Consider the following 26,031-nt stretch of genomic DNA (forward strand, 5'->3'; position numbering starts at 1 on the left):
TTACTCCTCCTGAATTAACAACTTGATCCTGTATGTTCCCGCATGAGTGCCTGATGCATATAAATCATAGCTCCACCTTGTGATACCGATGCCATGCACGGCTTCCGAGGTCAGCTCATGTGTCTCGATTTCGAGTTCCAATCTACCTTGAGGTGTTTGATAAAAACCAATCCTCTTCTCACCGGGCAGAAATGTCTGCTCAGCTTGCACGTCTCCTTGGCGGACGATTCGTATCTGATTGTCTTCCAGCTTAATGAGCGTCACTGTTCGTCCAAGCTCGTTCGGTTCTTCTTCATAGCGGATGTACGTGTGATTGCCTTTACGATAAAGATCCCCGCGCGCCTTCTGCACGGTTGTCTCACTCCCGCTTCGACTTTCAATTCGGATCCGCACGCGTTGCTTAGCCGTCATGGTCCGTTATTCTCCTATTCTGCAATACCTGTTTGCACCTTATGTCAAATAAGGCAAGTTAGGTATTAGTTTATATGAAAGGATCGCTAAATTCAATGTATTACGGGAGATCAGCACACATAGCGGGGTTATCATCGAATTCGCTACTATGTAAGTTTGGGAAATTAGAACCCACTAGTTCCTGAGAAAATGGATTAGATGAATTTTGTGCAGGCTTTTTGACAAAATGGTTGGAATTGATGTGAGAAGATGCATTTCCTACATCAAATTTGAGCCATTTTTACGTTTCGGGCTCCTTTCGCTGAAATTTAATGTACTTTTTGCAGCTAAATGGCTGAAAAAAGGATTTTCGAACCAATTTGATGCACAAAATGCAGGTAAGTTAGCTGAGGGGCAAACCAGGGGCGTAGAGCTGGGAATATGGGACTGCCGAGCATGGCGACTGAGACAGTGGGAGTTGGAACACCTGAGGCCGGACACGAGCGATGGTGACAGTGTGGGTTGGAACACCTGACGCCGAGCATGGCGACGGCGACAGTAAGAGTTGGAACAGAAAAGACAGTTAGCACCAGATACAAAGATGACGCGCCACCTAGAGCCGCCAAAACAAAAACCGCCAGCGTTCCCGTGACAAGCACAGAAACAACCGGCGGTTCAATTTCATTATTTAATCAAATCTTCTACAAATTTAGGAAGCACGAATGCCGCTCTATGTAGGCGTGGTGTGTAGTACTTCGTTGGGAATTCCGGAATTGCCGCTTCCTCCACTTGCAGTGGATCGTGCTTTTTGCTGCCCATCGTGAAGGTCCATAGACCGCTTGGGTACGTAGGAATGTTCGCGCTGTACACACGAACGATTGGGAAGATTTCTTTGACATCACGGTTAACCGTTTGGATCAGGTCGGCTTTGAACCAAGGGTTATCCGTTTGTGCAACGAAGATCCCGTCTTCTTTTAACGCATCAAAGATACCTTGGTAGAAGCCCTTGGAGAACAGCTCGACCGCTGGACCAACAGGTTCAGTGGAATCGACCATGATAACGTCGTAAGTGTTTTTGTGATCGTGAATGTGCATATAGCCATCGTTAACAATAACTTCTACACGAGGGTTATCTAATTCGCCGGCAATGGTTGGCAGGTACTTTTTGGAGTACTCAATTACTTTACCGTCGATATCAACAAGAACAGCCTTTTTCACCTTCGGGTGCTTCATGATTTCACGGATTACTCCGCCGTCGCCGCCGCCTACTACAAGCACGTACTCTGGGTTCGGGTGGGTAACAAGTGCAGGATGCGCAACCATTTCATGATAAACGAATTCGTCTCTTACCGTTGTCATAACCATACCGTCCAGGGTAAGCATGGTTCCCCATTCTTCGGTTTCGATCATTGAAAGGTCTTGGAAGTCCGTTTGCTCTCTTACGTATGTCTCTTTTACTTTAGCTGTAATGCCGAAGCTATCCGTTTGTTTCTCTGTGTACCACAGTTCCATGTTTATACCTTCTTTCGCTGCTATATTGGAATGAATAAATCCTGACATTCGTTATCTCTAACAGTGTTCCACCAGCCCAAAAAGTCATGCGAAGCGGCGCTGTTATTTCCAGTCATTTTATACCAAGGATAACGGCTTACTCCGTCCATTTGGACGTGTGAGCTTATCAAGGTTGATGCGAAGCAAGTTAAGTTACGAACTTATCCTTTATCAACGCACAAATTGTATTATAGTTCATTGCCCCCAAAATGCAATATTTTCCTAGGTTTTTTCACCATTTAACAAAAAATATTTACAATTCGTTGAATACGGACTGCCATGCTTTTCCATACTGGGTAATAAGGCTTTAGAGCATGGAGAAAGGAGGTAAGAAGAGATGTCCGAGAACGAGAACCATCGTCAGCCATCCACAGGCACACCACAAGCACCTAGGGATAAAGAGGTACCTGCGTCTATGCGCTGGATGCGTCGTATCAAAAAGATGTTCTCATTCCTATTCACTTCCTGCGTCCTGCTCCTCATCGTTGCCGCTGGCTGTCTGGTCTATTTGCGTGCTCAAACACTGCCCGTCACCAAAATGCTGCAAACCTCCCAAATGTACGATACCCATGGTGAACTGATTGACACCTTTTATTCCGGGCAAAATCGACAGGTCGTCTCACTGGGCGAAATATCGCCTTATCTCATTAAAGCAACGCTCGCTGTGGAGGATCAGCATTTCTATGATCATTTCGGCGTGGATGTGAAGGCTGTGGCCAGGGCCGCTGTTGTCAATGTACAAGCCATGGCTAAGGTGCAAGGTGCAGGCACGATAACTCAGCAATTAGCTCGGAATTTATATTTAAATCATGACCGGACTTGGTCGCGCAAAATCAAGGAAACCGTGTTCGCTATCCAAATGGAGATGCAGCTGACGAAGGATGAAATTCTGACGAATTATTTGAATCAAATCTACTATGGTCATTCGACGTATGGGATCGAAACGGCTTCCGAGCTTTTCTTCGGCAAGCATGCCAGTGAATTAACGTTGGCGGAAAGCGCGATGATCGCCGGTGTCCCTAAAGGACCTCGTTACTACTCACCGTATTATGATCTGAAGAATGCTATGGATCGGCAAAAGGTGGTCCTGCAAACGATGGTGCGCGGTGGCTTCATTACACAAAGCGCCGCTGACGCCGCAGGCAAAGAGAAGCTGACGATCCAGCCGCTTACGAAGAAAAAACCAGCCGCAGCCCCCTACTTCCGAGATTATGTGCGGGCACTGGCAACGGATAAGCTGGGCATACCCGAGGAGCAATTCGATGAAGGCGGCATTCGCATTTACACGACGCTCGATAAAAATGCGCAGCAAATCGCTGAGAGTGTTATTACCAAGCAGCTCACGGGTAAAACAGACCTTCAAGCCGCTCTAGTGGCAATCGACCCTAGGACAGGAGAAATTAAAGCGATGGTCGGCGGTCGCGACTATTCCGAGAATCAGTTCAACCGCGTACTCTCGAATACGAGACAGCCGGGGTCCTCTTTTAAACCCATTGTTTATATGGTTGCTTTGCAAAATGGTTATACACCTGTGACGCAGGTAAAAAGTGAGCCGACGGTGTTCACTTACGATGAAGGCCGTCGGTACACCCCCCGCAACTTCAACGATCAGTATGCGAATGCGAATATTGATATGCGGCAGGCGATTTCGAAGTCGGACAACATCTATGCGGTGCATACGATTCTGGATGTCGGTCCTGCGAAGGTTATCGACCTGGCCCGGAAGTTGGGTATTGCCTCTCCGATGAAGCCGCTGCCGTCACTGGCTCTGGGTTCCTTCCCAGTAAGCCCTCTCGAGATGGCGTCCGCGTTCGGTACAATTGCGAATCAAGGTGTTCATCAGGAGACGACGGCGATTGTGCGTATAGAGGATGCGAACGGTAAAATTTTATATGAAGCGACCCCGAAAGCGGAGCCTGTGCTTGATCCGGCTGTCGCCTATGTGATGACGAATCTAATGGAGAGCGTGTTCGAAGAGGGCGGCACCGGCAATCGCGTAGCCAGTACGATTAAGCGTCCGATAGCCGGCAAAACCGGTACGACAGACACCGATGCATGGCTGGTTGGCTTCACACCTGAGCTCGCGACCGCCGTATGGGTCGGCTATGACAAGAGCAGGGATATTTCCACGGTTGAGTCTCATTTGGCTTCACCTATTTTCGCGGAATTCACGGAACAAACCTTAGAGGCGATACCGCCTAAGCTGTTCCCGATTCCTGAAGGGGTAAGCAGTGTCTATATTGATCCGGTGAGCGGCAAGCTGTCCAATGAAGACTGTCCGAACTCACATATGGAGGCATTCCTGGTTGGCACGGAGCCGACAACATACTGTACAGGCAAACCCGCGAAGCCAGCTACGAACAATGATCCAAAGGGCACACCCAAAGGTCAAAACGGCTCTTGGTGGAATGATATCAAACGCTGGTGGAACGACTGATCCGCCCGTTTCCAGAGAACACAAAAAGGCAGAACTAAGCGCGTCTTAGTCTGCCTTTTTGCTGTCCTAGTATATGAGGTAACATACACTAGGGTCTAGTATACTCGGTTCACCCAATCGTAACAATGGATGACACATAATGTTCATAATCTCGGTTTTTGCGTTGGATCGCTTAGGAAAGTGCATCTTTCAATGCTTGATCCGAGCGATTCCACCACTCTTCGTTGTGCCCGATTAGCTGATTTTTGAGCAGTGCCCGCTCCTTGTCATCCAAGCCGTCGAAGATGAATTTACGTTTCATTGCAGCATCCATCTTGTTTACGTGCTCCGCCAGAATTTTCCATCCTTTGCGAGCTTCGGTGTCGATTAACATTTCGCAAGCTGTCATTCCAGCGTAGTAGGCTCCTTCTTCCGTACGGTCTACCGCTACCCAAACGATCCAAGCTTTACGGCCATTAGGCACGTCTTCTTTGTTCGTTGAGAATTTGATGCCTTTTTCGATCTTGCTTTTGGCATGAAGAGTACCTTCGTCTAGATAGGCTTCATCCCCGTCAATAATGACACCAGATACGTTGCTTAAGTCGATTGCTCCGGCACCGAATCCTTTATGGTTCACTTTAGAACTTACTATATTTAAGGCCAGCTTCTTTTTATCCGCTTCCATGAGGGCACCTTCCAGTCTTCGTAATGTTAAAATGACGCTTTGCTCTCATTGTAGCTAAAGTCACCCTCCAGAACAAGGGCTGGTTGCTGTTGGTGGCGCTCTTGGAGTCGGTTTGCTGGTTGCAGCTCCGCTACTTCACTTCTACCGTGATACTTCCGACGGCTCTTTCATCTATAAAAGCATCCAAACGCCACAATCCCGGATCATCAAACCTCATCAGCACGGGGAACCCCGCATCCGCTCCATTGATCGGTGCCATTCCCGGCCAATTCATTTCCTCGACCAAGGCTCCGTTCAGCAGGAGCACTTGCTGTTTCTCTCCGGTTGCAACACTTACTGCTTCAACGCGGAATTTCTTCCCTTGCAAAGGCTCGCCTTGTTTCCATATGTGCCACATATACTTGTTAGGCGTATTGACCTTATAACCACCTGGACTCAGGAGGCCGATCTTTCCTTTCTCACCCTGCAATTGATAGCTGCCACTTTGAAAAAGCGGGCTTACCTTGGCCTTATCAAGCTCCGCGGCCGGCGTAACCTGTTCCGGAGATTGTACGTTAACTGCTTTAGGAAACCATGAAAATTGAGAAAGCACAGTGATGAGAACAATCAGACCAACGAAACAGCTCAAAACAACGATCACTTTTCTAAATTTATTCATCAATTTCCACACCCCTTATACCTTATAGACTCCTTGTTTAGCCACTTCGTTCCCCCTCCTTCTAACAATTCTTTTCCAACCTCAGAAATATTCCCTAGGTTGTCTACATATACATGCTGTAGATGCTTGTTTAGGCGGGGTGGATATCATGAGTGTTCTATTCAAAAACCGCAAGGTTCAATGGTTCGTTGTCATGCTCCTTGCAGCAGGCACTGTCCTGCTGTCTGAAAATTTGCTCCCATCTGCAAGTAAATTGGCCGTTCCAGTCGTCTCTAAGGATGAAAAGTCTGCTCCTGCGCCGGACATGCAGCCTGCAGATAACGGTAAGCCATTAGAGAAGCAAGCGCCAACAGCGCTTAGCTATCGTATTGCGGAGTATCACATGAGCGTTACTTACACGCCCGAAACGAGGCAGCTCAATGGACAGCAAACGTTGACTTGGGAAAATCCAGGAACCGTTCCTGTACAAGAGCTTTACCTCCATTTGTATCCCAATGCTTTTGCCTCAAAGAAAACGACGTTTATGCGCGAATCAGGTGGTAAGCTGCGTGAAGATGAGGCCAAGGCAGACAGCAGTGGCAGCATGAAGTTGCTTTCTGTGAAAACGGTTGACGGTGAGGATCTCACTATGCGCATGGCGTTCGTGCAGCCCGATGACGGCAACAAGGACGATCAAACGCTGCTCAAAATCCCGCTGCCTAAACCGGTAGGTGCCGGGGAGCAGGTTACGATCAAGACGGAATTCCTCGTCAAGCTGCCATCCGCCTTCGCAAGAATGGGCTATGTGGATGACTTCGTCATGGCCGGACAATGGTTCCCTAAAGTTGCTGCCTATGAGCGTGTTGGCACAAGAGGACGTACGGAGCCGGGGTGGAATCTCCACCAGTACCATGGAAATTCGGAATTTTATGCCGATTTCGGGATGTATGACGTGAAAATTCAAGTGCCAGCGAACTACATCGTAGCAGCTACCGGTTTCCCGGTTAAGCCCGCTGTGACCGACAACGGGATGAAGACGTACCAATTTTATGCCGATGATGTGCATGACTTCGCTTGGTCGGCATCGCCTCATTTCGTTTATGTGGAAGAACCCTACTCGACCGCACAAATACCCGGGGTCAAGATTAAGCTCTATCTCGATCCCAATCATCAGGACTTGAAGGACCGCTATATGTATGCCGCCAAAAAGGCACTTTCCCGCTACAGCCAATGGTACGGACCGTACCCCTATTCGACCCTTTCGATTGTCGTACCTCCCCCAGGAGGCAACGGTGTAGGCGGTATGGAATATCCGACTTTGGTAACGTCGTGGGATGCTAGCGACAAGAAACCTGATCTAGAGCTAGAACGTGTCGTTGTTCATGAGATTGGACATCAGTTCTTCTATGGAATGGTAGCAAGCAATGAATTCGAAGAAGCTTGGCTGGATGAGGGCTTTACCTCCTATGCGGAGGACAAGGTCATGGAATCGGAGTACGGGGTATCCCCTAATTTACCTGTCGAATCCAGCTTTATTACCTCTCCACACACCCTGAATCAGAACTCGTGGGCTTATGCGGGACATGATCAATACGCAGAGAATGTGTACACACGAGGCAAGCTCGTACTTAAAGCCATTGAGAAGCAGGTTGGCACCAAAACGATGGACAAAATTATGCGCACTTACTTCCTACGTTGGGAATTTAAACATCCTTCTACGAAGGACTTCCAGAACGTTGTCGAAGAAGTGACCAAAACGAAGTGGGATGATTTCTTCAATCAATATGTTTACGGCGCCATGATGATGGATTACACCGTGGAGAGCATTCGCGTCAAATCCGTGGGCAGCAAAGGGGCAGAGTCCTACGAAAGTACTGTTCTCATCTCCAAAAAAGGCGGCAATTCGCCCGAGGTGCCAATCCAATTCCATTTCTCAGATGGCACTGTGCTGGATAAAACGTGGGATGGTAAAGAAAGCAGTATCGAGTTCAAACTTACCCACAAGACTCCTGTAGACTGGGTTCGAATTGATCCTAACTACTCGCTCGTGCTGGAAAATAAACATATTAATAATTTTATGCAAACCCAAGTGGATACGAAGTGGAAAATCCGCTGGAATCTCGGTATCATTCAATTCCTGCAAGCCATTTTCGGCTGGGTCGCTTGGTAAGCGGCTAGGCTTATCCAATGCTTACGATGCCAGTTTTGCTAAAGCAAAACTCAGCTAATGCTTACGAAGAAAGTTTTCCTACGGAAAACTCTTAGGAGGGACAACTGTGGCAACTTATATCAAGTCTGGCTTCAGGGCGGCATTACGGCAACCTTTCGCCACGATCGTCTTGTTCCTGTATCAGATGGGCTGGGGCATCCTGCTGTATAAGCTTGTACAGGGTGTTCTCGTCCCTCTCATGCACCGCTATCCAGGTGGCGATCAGCCGAAGCAAGCGCTGCAGCTATTTCTAGCAGAAGGGCAGTTCCAACTGGTCAAAACCGATCTTACCCATCCTTATCTCTGGTGGCTGGCTGCTCTACTTGTTATGCGCATGCTGCTCACCCCCATGTTGAATAGCGGCGTCTACTATTCGCTGACCCATTCCCAGCAAAATGCCGGCTACCGCTTTTTCCGAGGTATCAAGGAGCTCATGCTCCCATTCCTAATCGCATATGTCGTCCGAATCTCGCTCTCCCTGCTGCCGCTCATTTGGCTGTTTCCCAAGGCGCAGAGGCAATTCGCACATACCACATCATATGAGCAAGCAGCCCTCCAATTGCTGCCTTGGCTTCTGGGCTTGCTGGTCTATGGCTTTCTCTTACATCTGCTCTTTATGTATGTGCAGTTCGCGATCGCAGCCAAACTTGGCATTTTGTCCACAGTTATCACTTTCGTTCGCAGTTTGCTTCCTATTATCGGGCTTGCGCTCATCCTCCTACTTGCCTCGGGACTATTGGCAGGGGTCACAGTCACAGCAACTTACATATGGGCAGGTCTGGTAGCGCTAATCATTTATCAGCTCTTCCCGCTATTCCACATTTTCTTCCAAATGTGGGCCATAACTTCCCAATATCAGCTTCTATCTGCCAAAATGAACGGCTAAGTGCATATAAATAAGCTGATATTAGCACATTTTCTTCTCCCCCCTTGCAAAAGGGGCTTTTTTTTGTTTATTTCCCTAATAAACTTGCATATTTTAATGAGTAGACTCATAGAAAAGGAGGATTTTAAATATTTATGACGAATTACAAGGACTAGCATCAAAAAACCAAATATTTCATGCCGAATTCCTCATTTCTTGGGGAAACGGGGGAACCACACCGGGTGAATTGATCTTGCAAGACAGGGATCATAGGGAACCTTCAACCGAACCCTCCAGCTAACCTCGTAGGCACCGGAAGGAGACAAGCAGTTGAGAAAGATTGTTGCTCTTGTTTTTAGTCTTGTTTTGTTTTTGAGTGTAGGTTTAGGAAGTGTGTCTGCGTCACAATCCACTTTGGATGAAACGGTTGACGGATTGCTCGGAATTCCGTACAGAGATGCGGGAACGACAACTAGAGGCTTTGATTGCTCTGGGTTCACCGCATACGTTTTCGACAAATTCGGCATTGACCTTCCGCATAGCTCAGCATCTCAGAATAAAGAAGGCTACTGGATTGACAAAAAGGATCTTCGCAAAGGTGATCTTGTGTTTTTTGACACTAGCGGCGGCAAAGGTATTTCTCACGTAGGTATCTACCTTGGAGATGGTGAATTCGTTCACTCTGCATCCAATGAAGGTATCGTGAAAAACAAACTTAGCCAATCTTATTACGCGAAGCGGTATGTATCAGCCCGACGTGTTCTGTGGGATGATATCTACAACCAATTAACTGCTGAATCCAAGTAAATTACTGTACGATTCATGAATAAAGCCCAGACAAGCCCCGCTCGAATGAGCAGCTTTCAGGGCTTTTATTCATTTCGGAGACATCCTGCGAATGATTACCGCTATGTTCCTGCGCACCAGAGCCAGCCGCCGCGGTTAAGTGTATTATCGTAATCGTTTAGCTTATAGCGAAAATATTGCTCGCCTAACGTGAAAGGACACAGTAGGTTCTTGGTCTACTTCCGCATCATGAATCCGGTCACGCAGCCGGTCACCTACGATCCAAGTGGACAGTACATTCGCAGATGGCTGCCACAGTTAGCTGGATTGAGTGATAAGACGATCCATCTCCCTCAGCCTCACGCCATTGTTGATTTGAAGTAGTCGAGAGCTATGGCCATTGAGATCTACAAGCGAGTACTGAGAAGCGAGCAAGAGTAGTTATCCCAACATGCTAATTCTTGTAACTTGACATCGCATGTCAGCCATTCTATAATAACGGCATGTCGTTTTCTAGGGTTCCGTGGCGTTCATCGCCAGACTGGTCCAAGGGAAAACACGCAGCGAATACGCTGTGTCACGGAGGGGAAAAAGCCCGGGAGTCATATCGCTTTAGCGATATAACTTCCAGGCTTTTTCTTTTTTTTGCGGCATAATAGGTACGTATAAGAAATTTAGGAGGAGTGACTCATCATGGCATGGTTATATCTCGTTATTGCAGGTGTATTTGAGGTACTATGGGCGATCTCGTTGAAATTTTCGAATGGTTTTACACGTTTAGTTCCTTCCCTCGTCACGATCGCAGGGATGATTGTGAGTTTCTATTTTTTAGCGGTAGCAACAAAAACTCTTCCCATCGGCACGGCATACGCGGCTTGGACCGGAATTGGCGCTGTCGGTGCGATTATTATCGGCACCCTTTTTCTAGATGAACCCATTAGTTTAACAAGGATCTTGTTCATGATTCTGATCTTAGTTGGCGTTCTCGGCCTTAAATTTACTTCTGGACATTAAGAGTTCAATAACAATTGAATAAATCGATCCCTATCTATGCAGATTAATCCATACAAGGAGGGAAATTCAACGTGAATACATCTGATGATATCAATCAAAAACAGATTCGTAATGACGTGTTTCTCGGGGAGGGGTTAGAAGTTGATTCCGATGTTAACGAGGATCGCAACCGAGAGCAACAATTGGATGATTCGTTTCAGTACTGGTACCGGAACGTCGGTTATTGGGTACAGCAAAAGGAAGATATGACTCAGGTGCCAAAGGAAAATGTCTTCGATGCTGCAGCTGATATGGATGCAGAGCAAGAGTTAAACGAGACTACGGAAGACGATAAGATCAATAGGTAATGTCAAACGAGAGTTCACATATTACATCTAGGAGACCGTCGATTGTTGTAATAAGTGCAACAATTGCTGCCTAAATCTCGCCTCTCTCCCCTCGTTGTTGCATAATGTACAACAATTGGTCCAATATTGGCCATTTCGCTACAAATGGGCTCGAAATGTTGCACAAAATGCAACTTCAGGGTGCATAATAGCCTTTTGGCGTGTGAATTGTTGTATAAAATACAACATCGCTAACCGCTATAGCTCATCTACCTCATGAAAACTAACTCTAAAATCAACTTTTGGAGTATGTCTACCAGATGTGAGAAAGCATAATGAATCAATCGACTGTCTCTCAAGACTATCATTGGAGGTATGAACGATGTCTGACAATACGAATAACGTTGATGTAAACAAAACGAGTATTTTTAAAAACGGGGTTCAATCCGCAACGAATTATGTACAGAACGCCATTGAAAACGTAGCTGAATCCACACAAGACGCAACTCAAAACTTAGTGAATAATGTCATGAAAAAACGACAAAATGAAAATAAAAATAATAAATAATCATATGGAAAAAGCTTAGTCAGAAAGCCGCCGCAGGGCCTTGACTAAGCTTTTCTAATGTTTATCTCGATCAATTGCCACCAATAAGCGATCTACACTATCATATAAGCTTCTAGCAACGTCTGCGATTCAAGCCTGAAATGGAATCCCATAGAAAAGTGCTACCAACTGGCGCGAAAAGAGCAATATCTTCGGTTCCGACAAGTTCTCTATTTGCGAAAGATAGACATGGAATATTTCACCTAATACTCTTTAAGCAACTGTGTAGCTAACATACCAGAAGTTGCTTCCCACAAATATGCGTAAATGCTGCGATAGAGGCTTAAAAATATCGTTCAGTTCTTCATACGAGTAGTAGTTTTTGATAATTTCATGCATGGATCCGTCAGCTAGTTCGCGTCTTTTGTAGGTATCCTCACTATGTTCATTCGTTATCAGCTCTCCGCCTCTTCCAGGTACATAAACATTATCAGCGATAAAGACGCGGGCACCTGTGCCTAGACGTTGGTGGAAACTCTGCAAAAATGACTCGATCCGATTCTTCGGAATATGCGAAAACCAGAAGTTGGCAAGACCAAAGTCGAATGCCCCAGTCATTTCGGAGAGCTGGTACGCATCCCCCTGAACAAATACTGCATTGGAAGCTGGCCAAGGCTTCGATCTAGCAATTTGGAGCACTTCAGGACGAATATCAACACCTAAGATGTGCTTAGCCGTATTCGCAGCAATTTCGGTCCAATACCCGGTCCCGCAGGCTACTTCAAGAACGTTGCGACCTTCCACCTGCTTCCTAATCATTTCGGCCAGAAGGGCAAGCTCTTGTTGGAATTCAGCATCCTCCCGGTGGTAAATCCGTTCATACTCTTCCGCTCGGGCGCCGTAGTAGTCTTGCATTTTTACTTTTTCCTCGTTTAAAAGCTGATGCTTATCCTTCACTTCGTGGATAATCCGCTGTCTGGCTGCCAATAAATCAGCAAAAATAGCGCCTCCCTGTGCGGAGTAATTGGCTAGCAAGCCATGCGTGGCCATCACAATTAGTTGTGTCATCGACAGACCCGTTTCGTCAGCCATTTGCTCGAGATCCGACTTTACTTTCTCCGGTAAGTACACAGAGAGTCTTTTGGTTTTATCATTTTTGTCCTCCACGTTAGGTACCCTCCTTATGATTTTATTATTTTAACACATATTATGTGTTATAGTAACATTTAATTTACGTTTTAATAAAAAATAGAATAATGCCTGCGTAGCTGCTAGATTGGACATTCGACTCAGCTCATTACAATAATTCGCATGGAAAAAGGTCGGGAGCCCATCCTTAGGATGGAACCCCGACCTTTTCTACTTCACATCAATTGACGTTCACTGCCGTAGCGGCGTTTGAGCTGATTCAAGAAAAACTGCAGCGCTAGGAATAGTCCTGCGAAGCTGGTACCTGCACTCAGAATAATCCATGGATGCAATCGAATGTACCTTGAGCCATAGGCGATTAGCGATAACCATTCACCCGATGTGGTAATGGCGATGGAATAGCCAGCATCGCTATCACCAATGGTCTCAATGCCGCCAAGTACAATGTTAAATACAGCTAACTGCCCTAACAAGAAGAGCACCTGCATGAATTCGCTTAGGAAGATGAACAACATTTCATTTCTCATACAGGGAACCAAATGTCGCATCGTTCGGTGGAAGAAAGAACCGCCCATCAAACGGGACGCTTCAATAAATAGCCGTTCATTATAATAACGTGTCCGATCTGCCACCTGATGGGCTAAAGGGAATATCCCAATGAATGTGACTAGGCTGACAAAAGTAACCGTGAACAGCAGCTGGTAATGCGGGTCTGCCTTCAGCCCCTGATCAAGCCGCAGCCCAAAGTACATGCCTGCTAAAGGCGGGAACAAGAAGACAAAGGCAGGCATCGAGGAAACGACCCACTGCATGGAGCGAAGAATGCCCCATCCCTTGCCTGTGGTTCCGCTCCACAATCCCCATGGGAGAGCAAAAACAAAGCGAAACAAGGTTAACGCTAACGCCGTACCCAATGTATATTTCAACCCATTCAGCAATAAGCTCAGCACATCAAAACCCCTATGATCGGTGCCCAGCAAGAAGGTGCTGTTCGGCGCATATGGCGGTATGCTGTATCTCGTTTTACCGTCTTCTTGATATTGGATCATATTAATCTTGTCATCCGGCGTAATCCCATGGGGCGCCAGCCATGAGCCGAATATCATCACAAGCAGAATGAGCACGATGAGTGCAATCGAACAGTAGTAAGCCGTTGAGGAGCGTTTCATCATCTTCAAACCGCCTCCCCTGTACGAACAATAAACTTCCTACGCAAGAGTGCGTAGAACACATGAAAAGCCATAGCGACTAGTGCAAGCGCCATACAGATAGCCGACATAGAAGAAACACTCTGTAAAGCTGGGGATACAATAAAGCCTCCCAAACCTGAGATTCCGCAGATTGCTTCTGCAACAGCCATACTGACGAGTGCCAGTGTGGTCGCTTTGGGTAAGATTGCCAGCAAATCAGGCATTACATTTCGCATAACGTGAGAAACGAGCACCTCTCTGCGGGTTAATCCTTTGGCTAATGCGGTAACGACATAATCCTGCCCAAGCTCACGCGCAATCGCAATGCGAAGGGTGCCGTAGATGGTGACCGAGGGAATCAGTGCGATCGTGAGAAACGGGATGAGGAACGGCGTTTTATCGCCGACTTGAACAATAAGCAGCACAAAATGCCCCAAATATTTCGTCGCATAGATCGCCCCCAATTGGATGAGAACGATTAAGAAAAAATCAGGCAAGCCGACAAGCAGGCCATGCGCACCATCCATCAAGGCACCTAATCGGCGGAACATGGAGGCTATCATCGCAAATAGCACACTAAGCACAATCGCGAGCAATAAACCAGGAATGAAATAAGTGCATGTACGAAGAAGCATGTTGGGGAGTTCCCCAAGAACAGCAACCTCTTTCCTATTGAAAGGACTGCGGAATTTACCTAAATCCCCCTGTGCGAATCCTATGATTTGCTCTTTCAGCGAATAACCGTAATAACGCCAGGAAATAATGGGATGCTCGAGAGGCACAGTGGTCGCACGAAATATGCCTTTGATCGACAATGTCTTTCCGATATAGTCCCACGACTTTCCATAAGGAACAGACAGTATGCCCGCTTTTTCATTTAGAACTTGACTGCCAGGCAGCTGCTCACTTATTTTCTGGATGCTCGTATCCGGACCTATTGCGACCCGAATCTGATCTGGCTGCGCAGATAAGAAGGCATTACGGATATTGCTTAGAAAGAAAATGCACACGAGTGTAAATAAGCCAAGCAACAGCCACCGAAATATCGACTTCAACTATTGTCACCTCGTTCTATTATTCACCGATGGTAGATAACTATTTTCATAGTTTATCACGATTCATTTGGAAGATCTATCCTATACTTGGAAATAAAAAGAGGCCGCAACGAAACTAGCCAAAGCTAGCTCGCTGCAACCCGGCTTAAGAGCTGAACTGCGCTTGGTGCAGGCGGCTGTAAACACCGCCCACAGCGATAAGCTCCTCGTGTCCGCCCTGCTCGGTAATGCCTTGCGCCGTCACGACGACGATACGATCGGCATTCTTGATCGTCGCCAGCCGGTGAGCAATGACTAGCGTCGTGCGGCCACGCGACAACTCGGCTAGCGACTGCTGAATCGCCGCCTCTGTCTCCGTGTCGAGCGCCGACGTCGCCTCATCGAGGATGAGAATCGGCGGATTCTTCAAGAACATCCGCGCGATCGCGAGGCGCTGCTTCTGACCGCCAGAGAGCTTGACGCCGCGCTCTCCGACAACCGTATCCAGCCCCTTCGGCTGCGTCTGGATATAACCCGCCAGCTGCGCGCGCCGCGCAGCTTCCCAGATTTCCTCATCCGTCGCGCCAAGCTTGCCGTACGCAATGTTCTCCCGCAACGTGCCGGAGAACAGGAACACATCCTGCTGCACGATGCCGATCTGACGGCGCAGCGACTCCAACTGGATGCCGCGAATATCGAGGTCATCAATGGAAATGCTGCCCGCGCTCACATCGTAGAATCGGGGCAGCAAGCTGCAGATCGTGGTCTTTCCAGCGCCCGATGGTCCCACGAAAGCAACGGTTTCTCCTGCGCGAATGGATAAGCTGATCTCATTCAATACACGGGCTTCATCCCCGTAGCCGAATGACACCGAGTCGAACGTAATTTGACCTTCGAGATGACTAACCTTCACAGCATTCGGCTGATCAGATACCTCAGGCTCCGTATCAATGACTTCCACATACCGTTTAAAGCCGGCAATTCCCTTTGGGTAGCTTTCAATGACATTATTAATTTTCTGAATAGGGCCCAGAAAAACATTCGTTAAGAGAACGAAAGCAATAAATTCACCATAGGTAATCTGCTTGTCGATTACGAACCAAGTGCCGCAAATAAGGACGAAAACCGTTACCAAACGCATCAAAATATAACTCAGCGAGACATTCCACGCCATAATTTTATAGGACAGCAGCTTTGTCAGCCGGAACCGTCCATTGTTATCTTCAAACAGCTTCTTCTCATAGGACTCATTTGCAAAAGCTTGAACGACACGAATCCCTCCAATATTATCTTCGACTCTTGCGTTAATATCGGCGAGATCGCCCATCATTCGACGGAACGTCTTAGTCATTTTTTGATTAAAATACACCGCTATCCATAGCAAAAATGGGACGATAACGAAGGTTAAGAGCGCTAACTTCATATTAATATGAAGCATAAGCAGAAGTGCACCGATCAGCGTCATAACCGCAATGAACAAGTCCTCTGGACCATGATGCGCAACTTCACCTATTTCAAGCAGATCGTTTGCCATTCGGGACATCAATTGACCCGTTTTGTTATTGTCATAGAACCGAAATGAGAGCTTCTGCAGATGATCGAACATCTTTTTTCGCATATCCGTCTCGATATTAATCCCTAGCTTATGCCCCCAATACGTGACTATGAAATTTAGCACCGTGTTGAGTCCGTAGACAGCAAGCAAACCCGCGCAAGCCCAAAGAATCCAATTCCAATTCCCGGCAGGAAGCAATTTATCAACGACCTGATTAACAGCAAGCGGGAAACCCAGTTCTAGTAGCCCAGCCACAACCGCACAGGTAAAATCCAAAATAAATAAGTGCTTATAGGGCCGATAATACGAAAAAAAGCGTTTTAACACATGTATCCCCACCTTCCTTCGCCTATTATACCTGATAGGGTCTGCCAGCTGAATGCCTTCTAGAAAATAGGCCATTGTCCGAGGACAGGTGTCCAATCTTTTCATATATATAGGGAAACGGCATCCTGTGTGTATGGAGGAATGGACTTATGCTCAGCAACTCATTAGATACACGGACGGCTATCTTTCTAGCAGCTATGTGCAGCCAAAGCTATGGCCAATTTGAAAATGGTCCCGAAAGCGTTATCTTGCCAAACAATTACCGGATGGTTTCCTCCTTCAAGGCGACTTCCATCCTGAGTAAAAAAAGGTTTTTCGGCTTTATTGCCGAATCTGATCGACAAATTGTTATCGTATTTCGAGGCACGCATACGACTTCCGATTGGATTTCCGATGCCATTGCTAGGCAAACCCAGTTTCCTTACTCAAAAGAGCAGTGCCTCGTACACGAGGGATTTCTCGACATCTACCGATCAGCCCGCAAATCGATTGTGACAACACTAAACAAACTTTCTACGGAGAAAACGCTATACATCACAGGCCACAGTCTTGGAGGAGCTCTCGCTGCTTTATGCGCGGCCGATATTTCCACAAACACGAAATTTCAAAATCCTTCCGTATATACCTATGCTTCACCGCGTGTTGGAAATCAGGCATTCGCTAGTCTTTTCGACCGCAGGACCGGGCCTCACTATCGGATCTATAATACCAACGACGTCGTCCCCTTACTTCCGCCCTTCATTTATAAATCTCCTCGAACGGATCAGGTTTATCACTATATTCATGTAAAAAAGGGAGTTGAATTAACTTTTCAAGGAGGTTCCGTCTCCGCTAATCACTCGATTAGCAACTATTTTAATGAACTTGCCAAGCTGGATCCCCGCTTCACGAAGCAGTTATACGCTAAGACTCCGGGATTTTGCCCGAACTGAAAAGATTGCCAACCACCTGGCCAAGAAAGGAAGGGTTAAAGGTAATCTTTTTTTGTTTACTTAGAGGTCAACTGCTCCCTCCTAATAGATGGTTTAAACAACGCAATAAAGGTAAAAATAGGAGTCGATACTGAATTGCGTCTTTTTACACTATTCGACTATTTTGTCGCAAAGGAGCCCTGCCTTGATTCTAGTCATTTGCCTGCTTTTTGTTTGGTTTAGTATCCATTTATTTGCCTTTCTGCCCAATAAGTTGTCTGTCGTTACGAACGTGCTTCTGTACATGCTCTTGGCTATCGTGGACATTAACAAATTAACGATCTTAAGTGACACTGTAGGAGTTTTCCATCTGAGCAAAAAGGTACCTGAATTCCTTTCGGTTATTTTACATAGGGACTTCACCTTTTCAATAACCCTTCTCACTTTTGCTAATGTCTATCTGACCACATTGAAACGAAGCACAAAAATAGGCATATCTCTGTATACATTCTCTTTTATCATGTGCATAGGCCAATTCCTAAGATTCAATGGTGCAATAACCTATGAGAGGTGGAACATTTTCTATGAGTGCTTACTCATTGTATCAATGATGGTTCTCACTTATTGGATCGGCCGTATGTTAAAACATCTACAGCAAAAGGAGCGATCTCTATGAACGACGTAATCATTTACGATAATAGATTTAACGGAAATGAATGGTTCGTCATTGCGATGATTGTCATAGGGACCCTTGCTATTTGGCTATTACCGAAAAAGTTTACCTTAACACAGAGCTTGTTTAATTTGTTGATTGGGGTCGTTTTTGGTCTTATGTTTGATCATACCATTGCCGTCCCGCCCTTTGATTTCTACGATGTGGGTGACGAATCCCGTTATCAGCTGTTTGATATTTTCTCCTATTTGATGTATGCACCATTTGGTTATATATTTATTTATTTTTACGAAAAATGGGGTGTACGCGGTTTTTACACGATACCCTACATCTTACTCTGGACGTCTATGGGCATAGGTGTCGAGTGGTTTAGCGTACTTGTTGGTATTTTTCATTACAAGCATGGGTATCAGCTCGTTTATTCCATACCGATCTATTTATTTTTGCAATCTATTCATTTATCCCTTTACCTGGTGCTCTTTCCGAAGCGTAAGACGATTTCATAGACTACTTCTACAAAACATTCTTTTCCACAATTCTTTTCCACACTCGGTTTCAACCCTGACAGACTCTTGTCAGGGTTATTTGTTTATAATCGGTTTATACAAATGAATGAGTAAAGAAGGGAAATGATCACATGACGAAATCAACGAATCAAACCGGCATTGTTATAGCCGGATTACTGCTAGCCATTCTAATGGCTTCGATGGACAATACCATCGTCGCAACCGCCATGGGCTCCATTATCGCAGACCTCGGTGGACTCGATAAATTCGTTTGGGTTACATCGGCTTACATGGTCGCTGAAATGGCAGGAATGCCGATTTTTGGTAAATTATCGGATATGTATGGACGTAAGCGTTTTTTCATCTTTGGTATCTTAATGTTTATGTTAGGATCTGCTCTTTGTGGAACAGCCACCTCAATCGTACAGTTAAGCTTGTACCGGGCTATACAAGGCATTGGCGGCGGTGCTTTGGTTCCCATCGCTTTCACAATCATGTTCGATGCCGTTAAACCGGAAAGCAGAGGCAAGCTAATGGGATTGTTTGGAGCCGTGTTCGGTATGTCCAGCATCTTCGGGCCGCTCCTTGGCGCTTATATGACGGACTATATCAAATGGGAATGGATTTTCTATATTAATTTACCACTAGGACTGGTTTCCTTCCTGATGATCGCCATTTTCTATAAGGAATCCCTCCAGCATGCTAAACAGCGTATCGACTGGGCCGGCGCATTCTCGCTTGTAGGTGCCATCGTCTGCTTAATGTTTGCCATGGAGCTTGGCGGTAAGCAATTTGCGTGGAACTCCGTTCAGATCATTAGCTTATTTACTGGATTTGCTCTTCTCGCAGTAATTTTCCTCTATGCGGAGACGCGGGCAGAGGAGCCGATTATCTCCTTCCGGATGTTCCGGGATCGCCTCTATTCGGCAAGCAATGCGATCGCCATGTTAAGCGGAGCAGCCTTCATTACGGCATCTGTCTATATACCGATCTTCATTCAAGGTGTTCTCGGAGGAAACGCAACGAACTCAGGTCTCGTACTTCTGCCTATGATGCTTGGCACTGTAGTTACAGCTACTGCAGGCGGCTTCCTCATTAGTAAATTTTCATATCGAGCCATCCTGATCTCCACCCTCATTTTGCTTGTGGCTGGTATGGCACTGCTGATTACGTTGACCCCAGCTTCATCGCGTTTGCTTATCACGGCCTATATGATATTAGTCGGCTTGGGAATCGGCGCTTCATTCTCTGTGCTCAGTAACGCTGCTATTCATTCCGTACCTGCCAGTCAACGAGGGGCTGCGAACTCTACGCTGAATTTCCTTCGCTCACTCGGCATGACGATCGGAATCACCATCTTCGGCATTATTCAAAGCCATTCGTTAACCCGGCATTTATCGGATGCCTTCGCGGGGAACGGTCAATCCGCGATGCCGAATGGTTTAGACTTTAAAGACCCGCATGCTCTGCTTGACCCGGCGACTCGCACTCAAATTCCAGAGCAAGTCCTCGGGAAAATATCAGAAGGACTCTCCTCCTCCATCGTGGCCACATTTGCGTGGGGACTTATCCCTGCAGTACTCGCTTTAGCAGCCGCTTTTGCCATGAGCAAAGAGAAGCTCGTGATCGAAAAGGAGAAAGAAACGTTCGCGGTCGCATCGCATTAGGAGGCTTTAAGGCAAGTTCCTTCAAAACCGCGGAACACAGAAAGACCAGAGATCCACCGCGGATTCCTGATCTTTCTTTTGCTTAGCTTATTACTCATCAAATAGATTCGTAGACAAATACCGCTCACCGGTATCTGGCAGGATAACCACGATGGTCTTCCCTTTATTCTCAGGTCGTTTGGCAATTTCACTTGCTGCGTAAGCAGCTGCGCCGGATGAGATACCGACCAGCAGACCCTCCGTTTTGGCAAGTTCACGGGCCGTCGTTACGGCATCCTCATTGCTCACTGTAAAAATCTCATCGACAACTGAACTTCTGAAATTATCTGGAACAAACCCGGCACCGATGCCCTGAATATGATGTGCGCCACGACTGCCACCTGATAAAACGGGTGAATCCGCGGGCTCGACGGCTATCACTTGAACGGATGGATTTCTCTGTTTCAGTATCTCACCCACACCCGTAATCGTCCCTCCCGTACCGACGCCCGCGATGATTATATCCACTTTACCGTCTGTATCTATCCATATTTCTTCGGCCGTGGTATTTCTGTGAATCTCCGGATTAGCTGGATTGCTGAATTGCTGCGGTATAAATGAGTTTGGCATCTTGCCAGCTAATTCCTCTGCTTTTCGAATTGCTCCTAACATGCCTTCAGAGGCTGGAGTGAGAACAAGTTCTGCACCTAGAGCCTTTAATAATTTCCTGCGTTCTATACTAAAAGAATCTGGCAATATAATGATTAATCGATACCCTAGCGCAGCCGCTGCAAAAGCAAGAGCGATTCCTGTATTTCCGCTGGTAGGCTCAATAATGACAGTCTCTTTATTGATCTTTCCTGATTTTTCAGCTTCTTTAATCATGGCGAAACCGATACGATCTTTTACACTGCCAGCCGGGTTAAAATACTCCAGCTTCGCAACGACCTTGGCCTCAAGGCCATGCCGATTATTATAATTCCAGAGCTCGAGCAGCGGCGTATTACCGATTAACTCTGTCAAATTGCTATAAATTTTCGTCATAAGAAAACCTCGCCTTCCTTTTGTATATTAAACCCATGAACTTAATCGGATAAATACAGTATATCACGCATGCCAGTGGAAAAATAAATCAATAATGCTGATAGATTGGTAAGCTATTTTCTTATATTATGCTGATTTGGTATAATCACCGTAGACGAAGAACGTCCTTTAGCCTTGTGGCGAAAGGGCGTTTTTTTATATTCAGAGGAGGTACAAGCTATTAAGTTACGATACCGATAAAAGACGCAAAAAAGGCTTCCTCCATCTTGTTAGGGACAGGGAAGCCGTTTGTTATCAACTCAGTTTGCCACAGGAATCCGGTATATTAAGTCGTTTTGCAGCAGATGATCATTAGGTGATGCAAAATGCAGGATAAGCTGTATTTTATTCTAACTCTCAGAAGAGTTCCGTATCCCTCCATGCAAATGCTGAATGACACAAAAAAACAACGAACCCATGAAAAGCTCGCTAGGATGCTTTTTGAGCTTGCTACTATTAAAGGGTTCTGAATAATGCATCGTTCAAGAGACTAAATGCCCTCAATAGTCTCTCCAGGTGTCTCCTATCTTCTCTTAAACTTTGGTTTAAATCAGATGCTTCTCTGAAATCACCTTCTGCTAACCTTAATTCACCTTCATTCTCATGTTTTGCTCCCTCAACGATTGCTCTTCTAATAAGACGTTGATCAATTTCAGCGCGTTCAATGGTCTTGTCAATGTCAATAAGTATCCGTAAAATTGCACCTAAAAGGTCTTTTTGAATTGGTGTAATCATGAAAGAACCTCCTTCCGTTGAAATTGAATTATTCGATAATTTGTTTAATCAAGCGTTCGGCTATTCTCGTTAGTTTTTTTGTTTTCCGTTCTTCTTTTTCAATAGTTTCACTGAGTTCCTTAGCCTCATGGTTTAATTTGCGAATCGCCCTGGCAAGCTTAGTGCTCATTTAAATCCCCTCCTCGTACAAGTATGTGGCAAGCTCTTCATCAAAGCAGTTTTTGAAGCAAAGGGATAAGCCGTTTCACTTGTTGCCTTATTTTGTGGTTTACTTCTTTAAGTTCCTCTTTTTCTTTCTCTTGCTCTTTGGTTAATTTGTTAATAGTTTTGAGGAGCTCAGATGCTCGGTCGCTCATTTATAACACCTCACTTAAAGTAGTAATTTAGTTAATGATAAAATCAAGCAAAAGGACACGGACATGTTCCTATTTAATTAAATTTATGCTGAAAGTTAGTATAGGCAGCATTGTGGAAGAGTTAGCTCGCTCTAGCGAGGGACAATCCACATAACGGCGCGGGTTTTTGGCGATTTAAGCGGAAATTTCATCGCCTATGCGTTCTCTATACATGCTCACCTTTAATACTAACTTACTTTTAGTAATGGACTCTCAAAAAGTTATTTGCAGATTCCGTGTAGGAAACAGAAATCTATTGTATATAATCCAATGGCGGATATGTCGAGGGAGTGGAAGGAGAAATAGTAGATGAATTGATGTGTATGTCTAGGAGAAACGGAGCTTGTGGATGCCTAGTAGAAGGTAGTGCGCGTGCAAGGATGTATAAAGTTTCTCCGATCCTCAGAAATCGCCGACGAGGATGAACTTATGGTAAACTGAACTATATATGACGGTGAGAAGCAAGGGGAAAAGATGAAAATGAAACTAGTATCCTGGAACGTTAATGGGTTAAGAGCATGCGTCAATAAAGGGTTTATTGATTATTTCGGGCAAACGGATGCAGATATATTCTGTCTTCAAGAGACGAAGCTGCAGGAAGGACAAATTAACCTAGAACTGGGCGAAATCTATACACAATATTGGAATTATGCAGTGAAAAAAGGATATTCCGGCACCGCCGTTTTCACAAGAATTCAACCGCTCTCAGTGAGATATGGTATGGAGGAGAACGAAGAGCCGGAGGGTCGGATACTCACGTTGGAATTCGACGATTTCTACCTCGTGACCGTATATACACCTAATGCGAAACGTGATCTCTCTAGGCTGGATTACCGGGTGGAGTGGGAAGATCGTTTTCGCAGCTACCTCTTGCAATTGGACGCCCAAAAGCCAGTTATCGTTTGCGGCGATTTGAATGTTGCCCACCATGAAATTGACATCAAGAATGCGAAAGGGAATCTCAATAATTCGGGCTTCACCCCTCAGGAACGCGGCAAAATGACAGAATTGCTGGATGCAGGATTTATCGATACGTTCCGACACCTCTACCCTGATCGGACAGATGTCTATTCGTGGTGGTCTAATATGCCAGGCGTAAGAGCGCGGAATGTGGGATGGAGAATCGACTATTTCCTTGCTTCTACCAGACTAGGTCCTAAGATCGTTGATGCACAAATTGACTGTGAAATATTGGGCAGCGATCATTGCCCTGTCGTATTAGAGCTCGATTTGACCTCTTAAACGTTGAAAACGAGATTGGAGCGATTATTATTCTAACCACATCCTTAGGACGTTTGCGTCTAACAAGCTATATTGAAGGTATTTCTTATCTTTTCCTACTGCTTATAGCCATGCCGTTTAAATACTTTTTGGACCAGCCTCAACTCGTTTCCATCGGAGGTATGTTTCACGGCGTGATGTTCGTGCTTTACATCTTAACGGCGGTGCAAGCTTTTGTGCAACGACGTTGGAACTTGAACCGGGCACTCCTTATTATTGGCTGTATTTTCATCCCGTTCCTCTTCATCAAACAAGATCGTATGATCCATAACGAGGAGTTGGAGCTAAAGAAGAGTCGTCCAGTTGACCCGAAAAAGAGGGCTTAGACAGACGATGTTCATGCCGCTTTATTTCATCATTGCACTTCTTCGAACCCCTTCTTTGGGGTTCTTTTGCTATTCATTAAGTCTTAAAATTCAAGACTTTCGCAAAACAAAAAGGCTGCAGCAGCCTGCCCAAAGGCGAACTGTCACAGCCTACAAAACCGCACAACTAATATCCGTATGTATTACGACGTGAATTTCGACTGCGAATATAAGACCTGACGGATTTATAGCCATGCATTTCTATTATTCTAGCATATTTAGATGACAAATTAGGTCAAGATTCTACAAAATTTTACTAGAGAGGGGGATATCCCCTGACTATCCGCATCTGAAGCATTTCCTCCATGACAAAAAGAACTGCAACAGCCTACCCGAAGGCAGCCTATCACAGTCCGTAAAGATTAGCCTATTGGAATCATCGCGGCCACGACTTATCCATCGCCGAAATCACTTATATCGGATTAGAAGGTGTTGGAACAGCCGGCTCTCCATCCCGCCCAAGCCTTCTGCTTGCCGTTTCTCGTTTTCCGACAGCGGGGACGTGACTTCCAGCCTTTGCAAGACCAGAGACAGGCATGTTGTTATAGACACACTCGTAATTTCCTTCAGGAATCAGATAGGTTTCATGGTAGATCCCGACCACGCCGTCCGTTCCAACCTTTTTATTAAAATTACGCCACGCTTCTAAATGGGTTGCACCATGCCTAGCATAGTGCTCTAATTGCTCAAACGTTTTCCAATACTGGACAAGGGTCACGCCTCGCCAAGAGAGATGAAAACTGGCATCCAAAAAGCCTAATTCAGGGTTGCGATACAATTCTTGAAGCATCGGACTCATTGCCTTGGCCACAGGCAGCCACTTATGAAGAGCCCATAATTTGTTCACTCTCATCCCGATGATAAAGACAACGAAAGGACCATCCATCTGCGCCGTAAATCTGCCTGGAATTACTTTGCTCATTCATTCATCGCTCCTTTTACCTATTTTCAAGCAATTGTAAATGGGTGTTATAAAAGCTCTTAATATCCTTGGAACCATATAGTTGAGCGGTCAGAAATGCTCCGTAAAACACCGTAAACAAAACTTTTACCGCTGTTTCTACCGTAAATTCTTTTCTTAGCTTTCCTTCAGCCTCCGCCTCCGTCATGCAGCGATGAAAAAGATTGAACATATCAGGTGTCTGCGCGCCAACTTCCTCATGATCAGGGAACAACAGATGAACCTCTGCTTCACTCAATTCCGGCATGCAAGGATGCATGTTCATTTCTGCCAGAAAAGATATCAAGCTTGGCATTAATCCTGCTCTTTCCTCCGTCTCTTCCGCCACTTTATGGAGCACATGCTGGATAACCGAGAACCCGCGTTTACCCTCCGTTTCGATCTCAATGATACGTTCCGTTAACCAAACACGCATAAAATAAACGAGCAAGTCTTCCTTTTTCTGATAAAACTTAAAGAACGTAACACGGGATACCTCCGCTTTGCGGCAAATATCGTCGAGCATCATATCTCGAAACATCTTGTCTCCTATTAGTGACAAACTGGCTTCATACAAGGCCACTTTGGTTCTAGCCTTTTTTAATTCCCTTAATGAAATAGCTGAGCTGTCCATGAGTTATCTCCTATAATTACAGTTAACCTCAGTAAATAATTTAACACGAGTTAAGTTATTTTGTCAAGATAAAGTAATTTATAAAATGCCCCCTAAAAAAGGCTTCATTGCAGTTCCATCCCCGACTTTGGGTGGGGCCTTCACTCCGTCTGAAGTCGCTTTGAAGGTGGTTACCTTGGTG

Annotated in this window: 26 protein-coding genes, 1 pseudogene and 2 riboswitches; of the genes and pseudogenes, 13 read left to right on the forward strand and 14 right to left on the reverse strand. The window is 45.7% G+C overall.

Translation table 11 applies throughout. The annotated features are described in order from the left end of the window. Both ACBP55_RS36590 and speE read right to left on the reverse strand, forming a co-directional pair. The gene (locus tag ACBP55_RS36590) at positions 1–411 is read right to left on the reverse strand and encodes a YwiB family protein (protein ID WP_047682791.1); all 411 of its coding nucleotides are present in this window, start codon (positions 409–411) and stop codon (positions 1–3) included. Between the two features lie 663 nt (positions 412–1,074). Further along, on the reverse strand, positions 1,075–1,902 hold the full coding sequence (speE, locus tag ACBP55_RS36595) for a polyamine aminopropyltransferase (RefSeq protein WP_029197206.1): 828 nt from the start codon (positions 1,900–1,902) through the stop codon (positions 1,075–1,077). Positions 1,903–2,278: 376 nt separating this feature from the next. On the opposite strand from speE, the gene ACBP55_RS36600 reads away from it, so the two are divergent. Beyond that, on the forward strand, positions 2,279–4,378 hold the full coding sequence (locus tag ACBP55_RS36600; protein ID WP_464648462.1) for a transglycosylase domain-containing protein: 2,100 nt from the start codon (positions 2,279–2,281) through the stop codon (positions 4,376–4,378). A gap of 172 nt (positions 4,379–4,550) precedes the next feature. On the opposite strand, the gene ACBP55_RS36605 is transcribed toward ACBP55_RS36600, so the two are convergent. Both ACBP55_RS36605 and ACBP55_RS36610 read right to left on the reverse strand, forming a co-directional pair. After that, positions 4,551–5,042 (reverse strand): YwhD family protein, encoded by a 492-nt coding sequence (locus tag ACBP55_RS36605; RefSeq protein WP_029197205.1) that lies wholly within the window; start codon positions 5,040–5,042, stop codon positions 4,551–4,553. A 130-nt stretch (positions 5,043–5,172) separates the two neighbouring features. Further along, positions 5,173–5,700 (reverse strand): hypothetical protein, encoded by a 528-nt coding sequence (locus ACBP55_RS36610; protein ID WP_464648463.1) that lies wholly within the window; start codon positions 5,698–5,700, stop codon positions 5,173–5,175. A gap of 148 nt (positions 5,701–5,848) precedes the next feature. Here ACBP55_RS36610 and ACBP55_RS36615 point away from each other — a divergent pair, with 148 nt between their 5' ends. The 3 genes from ACBP55_RS36615 to ACBP55_RS36625 all read left to right on the forward strand — a co-directional run bounded on the left by ACBP55_RS36615 (position 5,849) and on the right by ACBP55_RS36625 (position 9,560). Further along, positions 5,849–7,849 carry a M1 family metallopeptidase gene (locus ACBP55_RS36615; RefSeq protein ID WP_464648464.1) on the forward strand — a complete coding sequence of 667 codons (2,001 nt, stop codon included), beginning with the start codon at positions 5,849–5,851 and terminating at the stop codon, positions 7,847–7,849. 106 nt (positions 7,850–7,955) lie between these two features. Continuing rightward, positions 7,956–8,774 carry a hypothetical protein gene (locus ACBP55_RS36620; RefSeq protein WP_464648465.1) on the forward strand — a complete coding sequence of 273 codons (819 nt, stop codon included), beginning with the start codon at positions 7,956–7,958 and terminating at the stop codon, positions 8,772–8,774. Between the two features lie 167 nt (positions 8,775–8,941). After that, positions 8,942–9,080: riboswitch (cyclic di-AMP (ydaO/yuaA leader) on the forward strand. A 3-nt stretch (positions 9,081–9,083) separates the two neighbouring features. Continuing rightward, the gene (locus ACBP55_RS36625) at positions 9,084–9,560 is read left to right on the forward strand and encodes a C40 family peptidase (protein ID WP_464648466.1); all 477 of its coding nucleotides are present in this window, start codon (positions 9,084–9,086) and stop codon (positions 9,558–9,560) included. Positions 9,561–9,670: 110 nt separating this feature from the next. Here ACBP55_RS36625 and ACBP55_RS36630 read toward each other — a convergent pair. Next, positions 9,671–9,775, reverse strand: a pseudogene (locus ACBP55_RS36630) (hypothetical protein); the annotation flags it as partial. Between the two features lie 13 nt (positions 9,776–9,788). Between ACBP55_RS36630 and ACBP55_RS36635 the strand changes: the two are divergent. From ACBP55_RS36635 to ACBP55_RS36650, 4 genes are all read left to right on the forward strand, one after another. Then, positions 9,789–9,923: an FAD-binding domain-containing protein gene (locus ACBP55_RS36635; protein ID WP_464653559.1), complete on the forward strand. Its 135-nt coding sequence runs from the start codon at positions 9,789–9,791 to the stop codon at positions 9,921–9,923. Between the two features lie 118 nt (positions 9,924–10,041). Continuing rightward, positions 10,042–10,143: riboswitch (guanidine-I (ykkC/yxkD leader) on the forward strand. An 89-nt stretch (positions 10,144–10,232) separates the two neighbouring features. After that, positions 10,233–10,553 carry a quaternary ammonium compound efflux SMR transporter SugE gene (gene sugE, locus ACBP55_RS36640; RefSeq protein ID WP_171693204.1) on the forward strand — a complete coding sequence of 107 codons (321 nt, stop codon included), beginning with the start codon at positions 10,233–10,235 and terminating at the stop codon, positions 10,551–10,553. Positions 10,554–10,624: 71 nt separating this feature from the next. Beyond that, positions 10,625–10,900, forward strand: coding sequence for a hypothetical protein (locus ACBP55_RS36645; RefSeq protein WP_268617544.1), 276 nt, complete (start codon positions 10,625–10,627; stop codon positions 10,898–10,900). Between the two features lie 361 nt (positions 10,901–11,261). Continuing rightward, positions 11,262–11,447 (forward strand): hypothetical protein, encoded by a 186-nt coding sequence (locus tag ACBP55_RS36650; RefSeq protein WP_464648467.1) that lies wholly within the window; start codon positions 11,262–11,264, stop codon positions 11,445–11,447. 252 nt (positions 11,448–11,699) lie between these two features. Here the strand turns inward: ACBP55_RS36650 and ACBP55_RS36655 are convergent, their stop codons facing one another. The 4 genes from ACBP55_RS36655 to ACBP55_RS36670 all read right to left on the reverse strand — a co-directional run bounded on the left by ACBP55_RS36655 (position 11,700) and on the right by ACBP55_RS36670 (position 16,681). Then, entirely contained in the window at positions 11,700–12,593 is an 894-nt protein-coding gene (locus ACBP55_RS36655; RefSeq protein WP_464648468.1) for a methyltransferase domain-containing protein, read from the reverse strand. Between the two features lie 197 nt (positions 12,594–12,790). Beyond that, positions 12,791–13,747, reverse strand: a complete 957-nt coding sequence (locus ACBP55_RS36660; RefSeq protein ID WP_464648469.1) for a hypothetical protein — start codon at positions 13,745–13,747, stop codon at positions 12,791–12,793. Between the two features lie 2 nt (positions 13,748–13,749). Beyond that, on the reverse strand, positions 13,750–14,820 hold the full coding sequence (locus tag ACBP55_RS36665) for an ABC transporter permease subunit (RefSeq protein ID WP_464648470.1): 1,071 nt from the start codon (positions 14,818–14,820) through the stop codon (positions 13,750–13,752). A 145-nt stretch (positions 14,821–14,965) separates the two neighbouring features. Then, on the reverse strand, positions 14,966–16,681 hold the full coding sequence (locus ACBP55_RS36670; RefSeq protein WP_464648471.1) for an ABC transporter ATP-binding protein: 1,716 nt from the start codon (positions 16,679–16,681) through the stop codon (positions 14,966–14,968). Between the two features lie 149 nt (positions 16,682–16,830). Between ACBP55_RS36670 and ACBP55_RS36675 the strand changes: the two genes are divergently transcribed. From ACBP55_RS36675 to ACBP55_RS36685, 3 genes are all read left to right on the forward strand, one after another. Then, positions 16,831–17,613, forward strand: coding sequence for a lipase family protein (locus ACBP55_RS36675; protein ID WP_464648472.1), 783 nt, complete (start codon positions 16,831–16,833; stop codon positions 17,611–17,613). Between the two features lie 651 nt (positions 17,614–18,264). Next, the gene (locus ACBP55_RS36680) at positions 18,265–18,771 is read left to right on the forward strand and encodes a hypothetical protein (RefSeq protein WP_464648473.1); all 507 of its coding nucleotides are present in this window, start codon (positions 18,265–18,267) and stop codon (positions 18,769–18,771) included. A 131-nt stretch (positions 18,772–18,902) separates the two neighbouring features. Beyond that, positions 18,903–20,438: an MDR family MFS transporter gene (locus ACBP55_RS36685; protein WP_464648474.1), complete on the forward strand. Its 1,536-nt coding sequence runs from the start codon at positions 18,903–18,905 to the stop codon at positions 20,436–20,438. A 90-nt stretch (positions 20,439–20,528) separates the two neighbouring features. On the opposite strand, the gene cysK is transcribed toward ACBP55_RS36685, so the two are convergent. From cysK to ACBP55_RS36700, 3 genes are all read right to left on the reverse strand, one after another. Continuing rightward, the gene (cysK, locus tag ACBP55_RS36690) at positions 20,529–21,461 is read right to left on the reverse strand and encodes a cysteine synthase A (protein ID WP_464648475.1); all 933 of its coding nucleotides are present in this window, start codon (positions 21,459–21,461) and stop codon (positions 20,529–20,531) included. Positions 21,462–21,956: 495 nt separating this feature from the next. After that, positions 21,957–22,235, reverse strand: a complete 279-nt coding sequence (locus tag ACBP55_RS36695; protein WP_464648476.1) for a hypothetical protein — start codon at positions 22,233–22,235, stop codon at positions 21,957–21,959. A 28-nt stretch (positions 22,236–22,263) separates the two neighbouring features. Further along, positions 22,264–22,404, reverse strand: coding sequence for a hypothetical protein (locus ACBP55_RS36700; protein ID WP_464648477.1), 141 nt, complete (start codon positions 22,402–22,404; stop codon positions 22,264–22,266). Positions 22,405–23,110: 706 nt separating this feature from the next. Between ACBP55_RS36700 and ACBP55_RS36705 the strand changes: the two genes are divergently transcribed. Beyond that, complete coding sequence (locus tag ACBP55_RS36705; RefSeq protein WP_464648478.1) at positions 23,111–23,872, forward strand: exodeoxyribonuclease III; 762 nt, start codon at positions 23,111–23,113, stop codon at positions 23,870–23,872. A 53-nt stretch (positions 23,873–23,925) separates the two neighbouring features. Next, positions 23,926–24,237 (forward strand): DUF3817 domain-containing protein, encoded by a 312-nt coding sequence (locus tag ACBP55_RS36710; RefSeq protein ID WP_464648479.1) that lies wholly within the window; start codon positions 23,926–23,928, stop codon positions 24,235–24,237. A 451-nt stretch (positions 24,238–24,688) separates the two neighbouring features. Here the strand turns inward: ACBP55_RS36710 and ACBP55_RS36715 are convergent, their stop codons facing one another. Next, positions 24,689–25,198: a DUF4188 domain-containing protein gene (locus ACBP55_RS36715; RefSeq protein WP_464648480.1), complete on the reverse strand. Its 510-nt coding sequence runs from the start codon at positions 25,196–25,198 to the stop codon at positions 24,689–24,691. A 16-nt stretch (positions 25,199–25,214) separates the two neighbouring features. After that, positions 25,215–25,850 carry a TetR/AcrR family transcriptional regulator gene (locus ACBP55_RS36720; protein WP_464648481.1) on the reverse strand — a complete coding sequence of 212 codons (636 nt, stop codon included), beginning with the start codon at positions 25,848–25,850 and terminating at the stop codon, positions 25,215–25,217. Positions 25,851–26,031: the final 181 nt, after the last annotated feature.

Source organism: Paenibacillus sp. WG02, assembly GCF_055396115.1.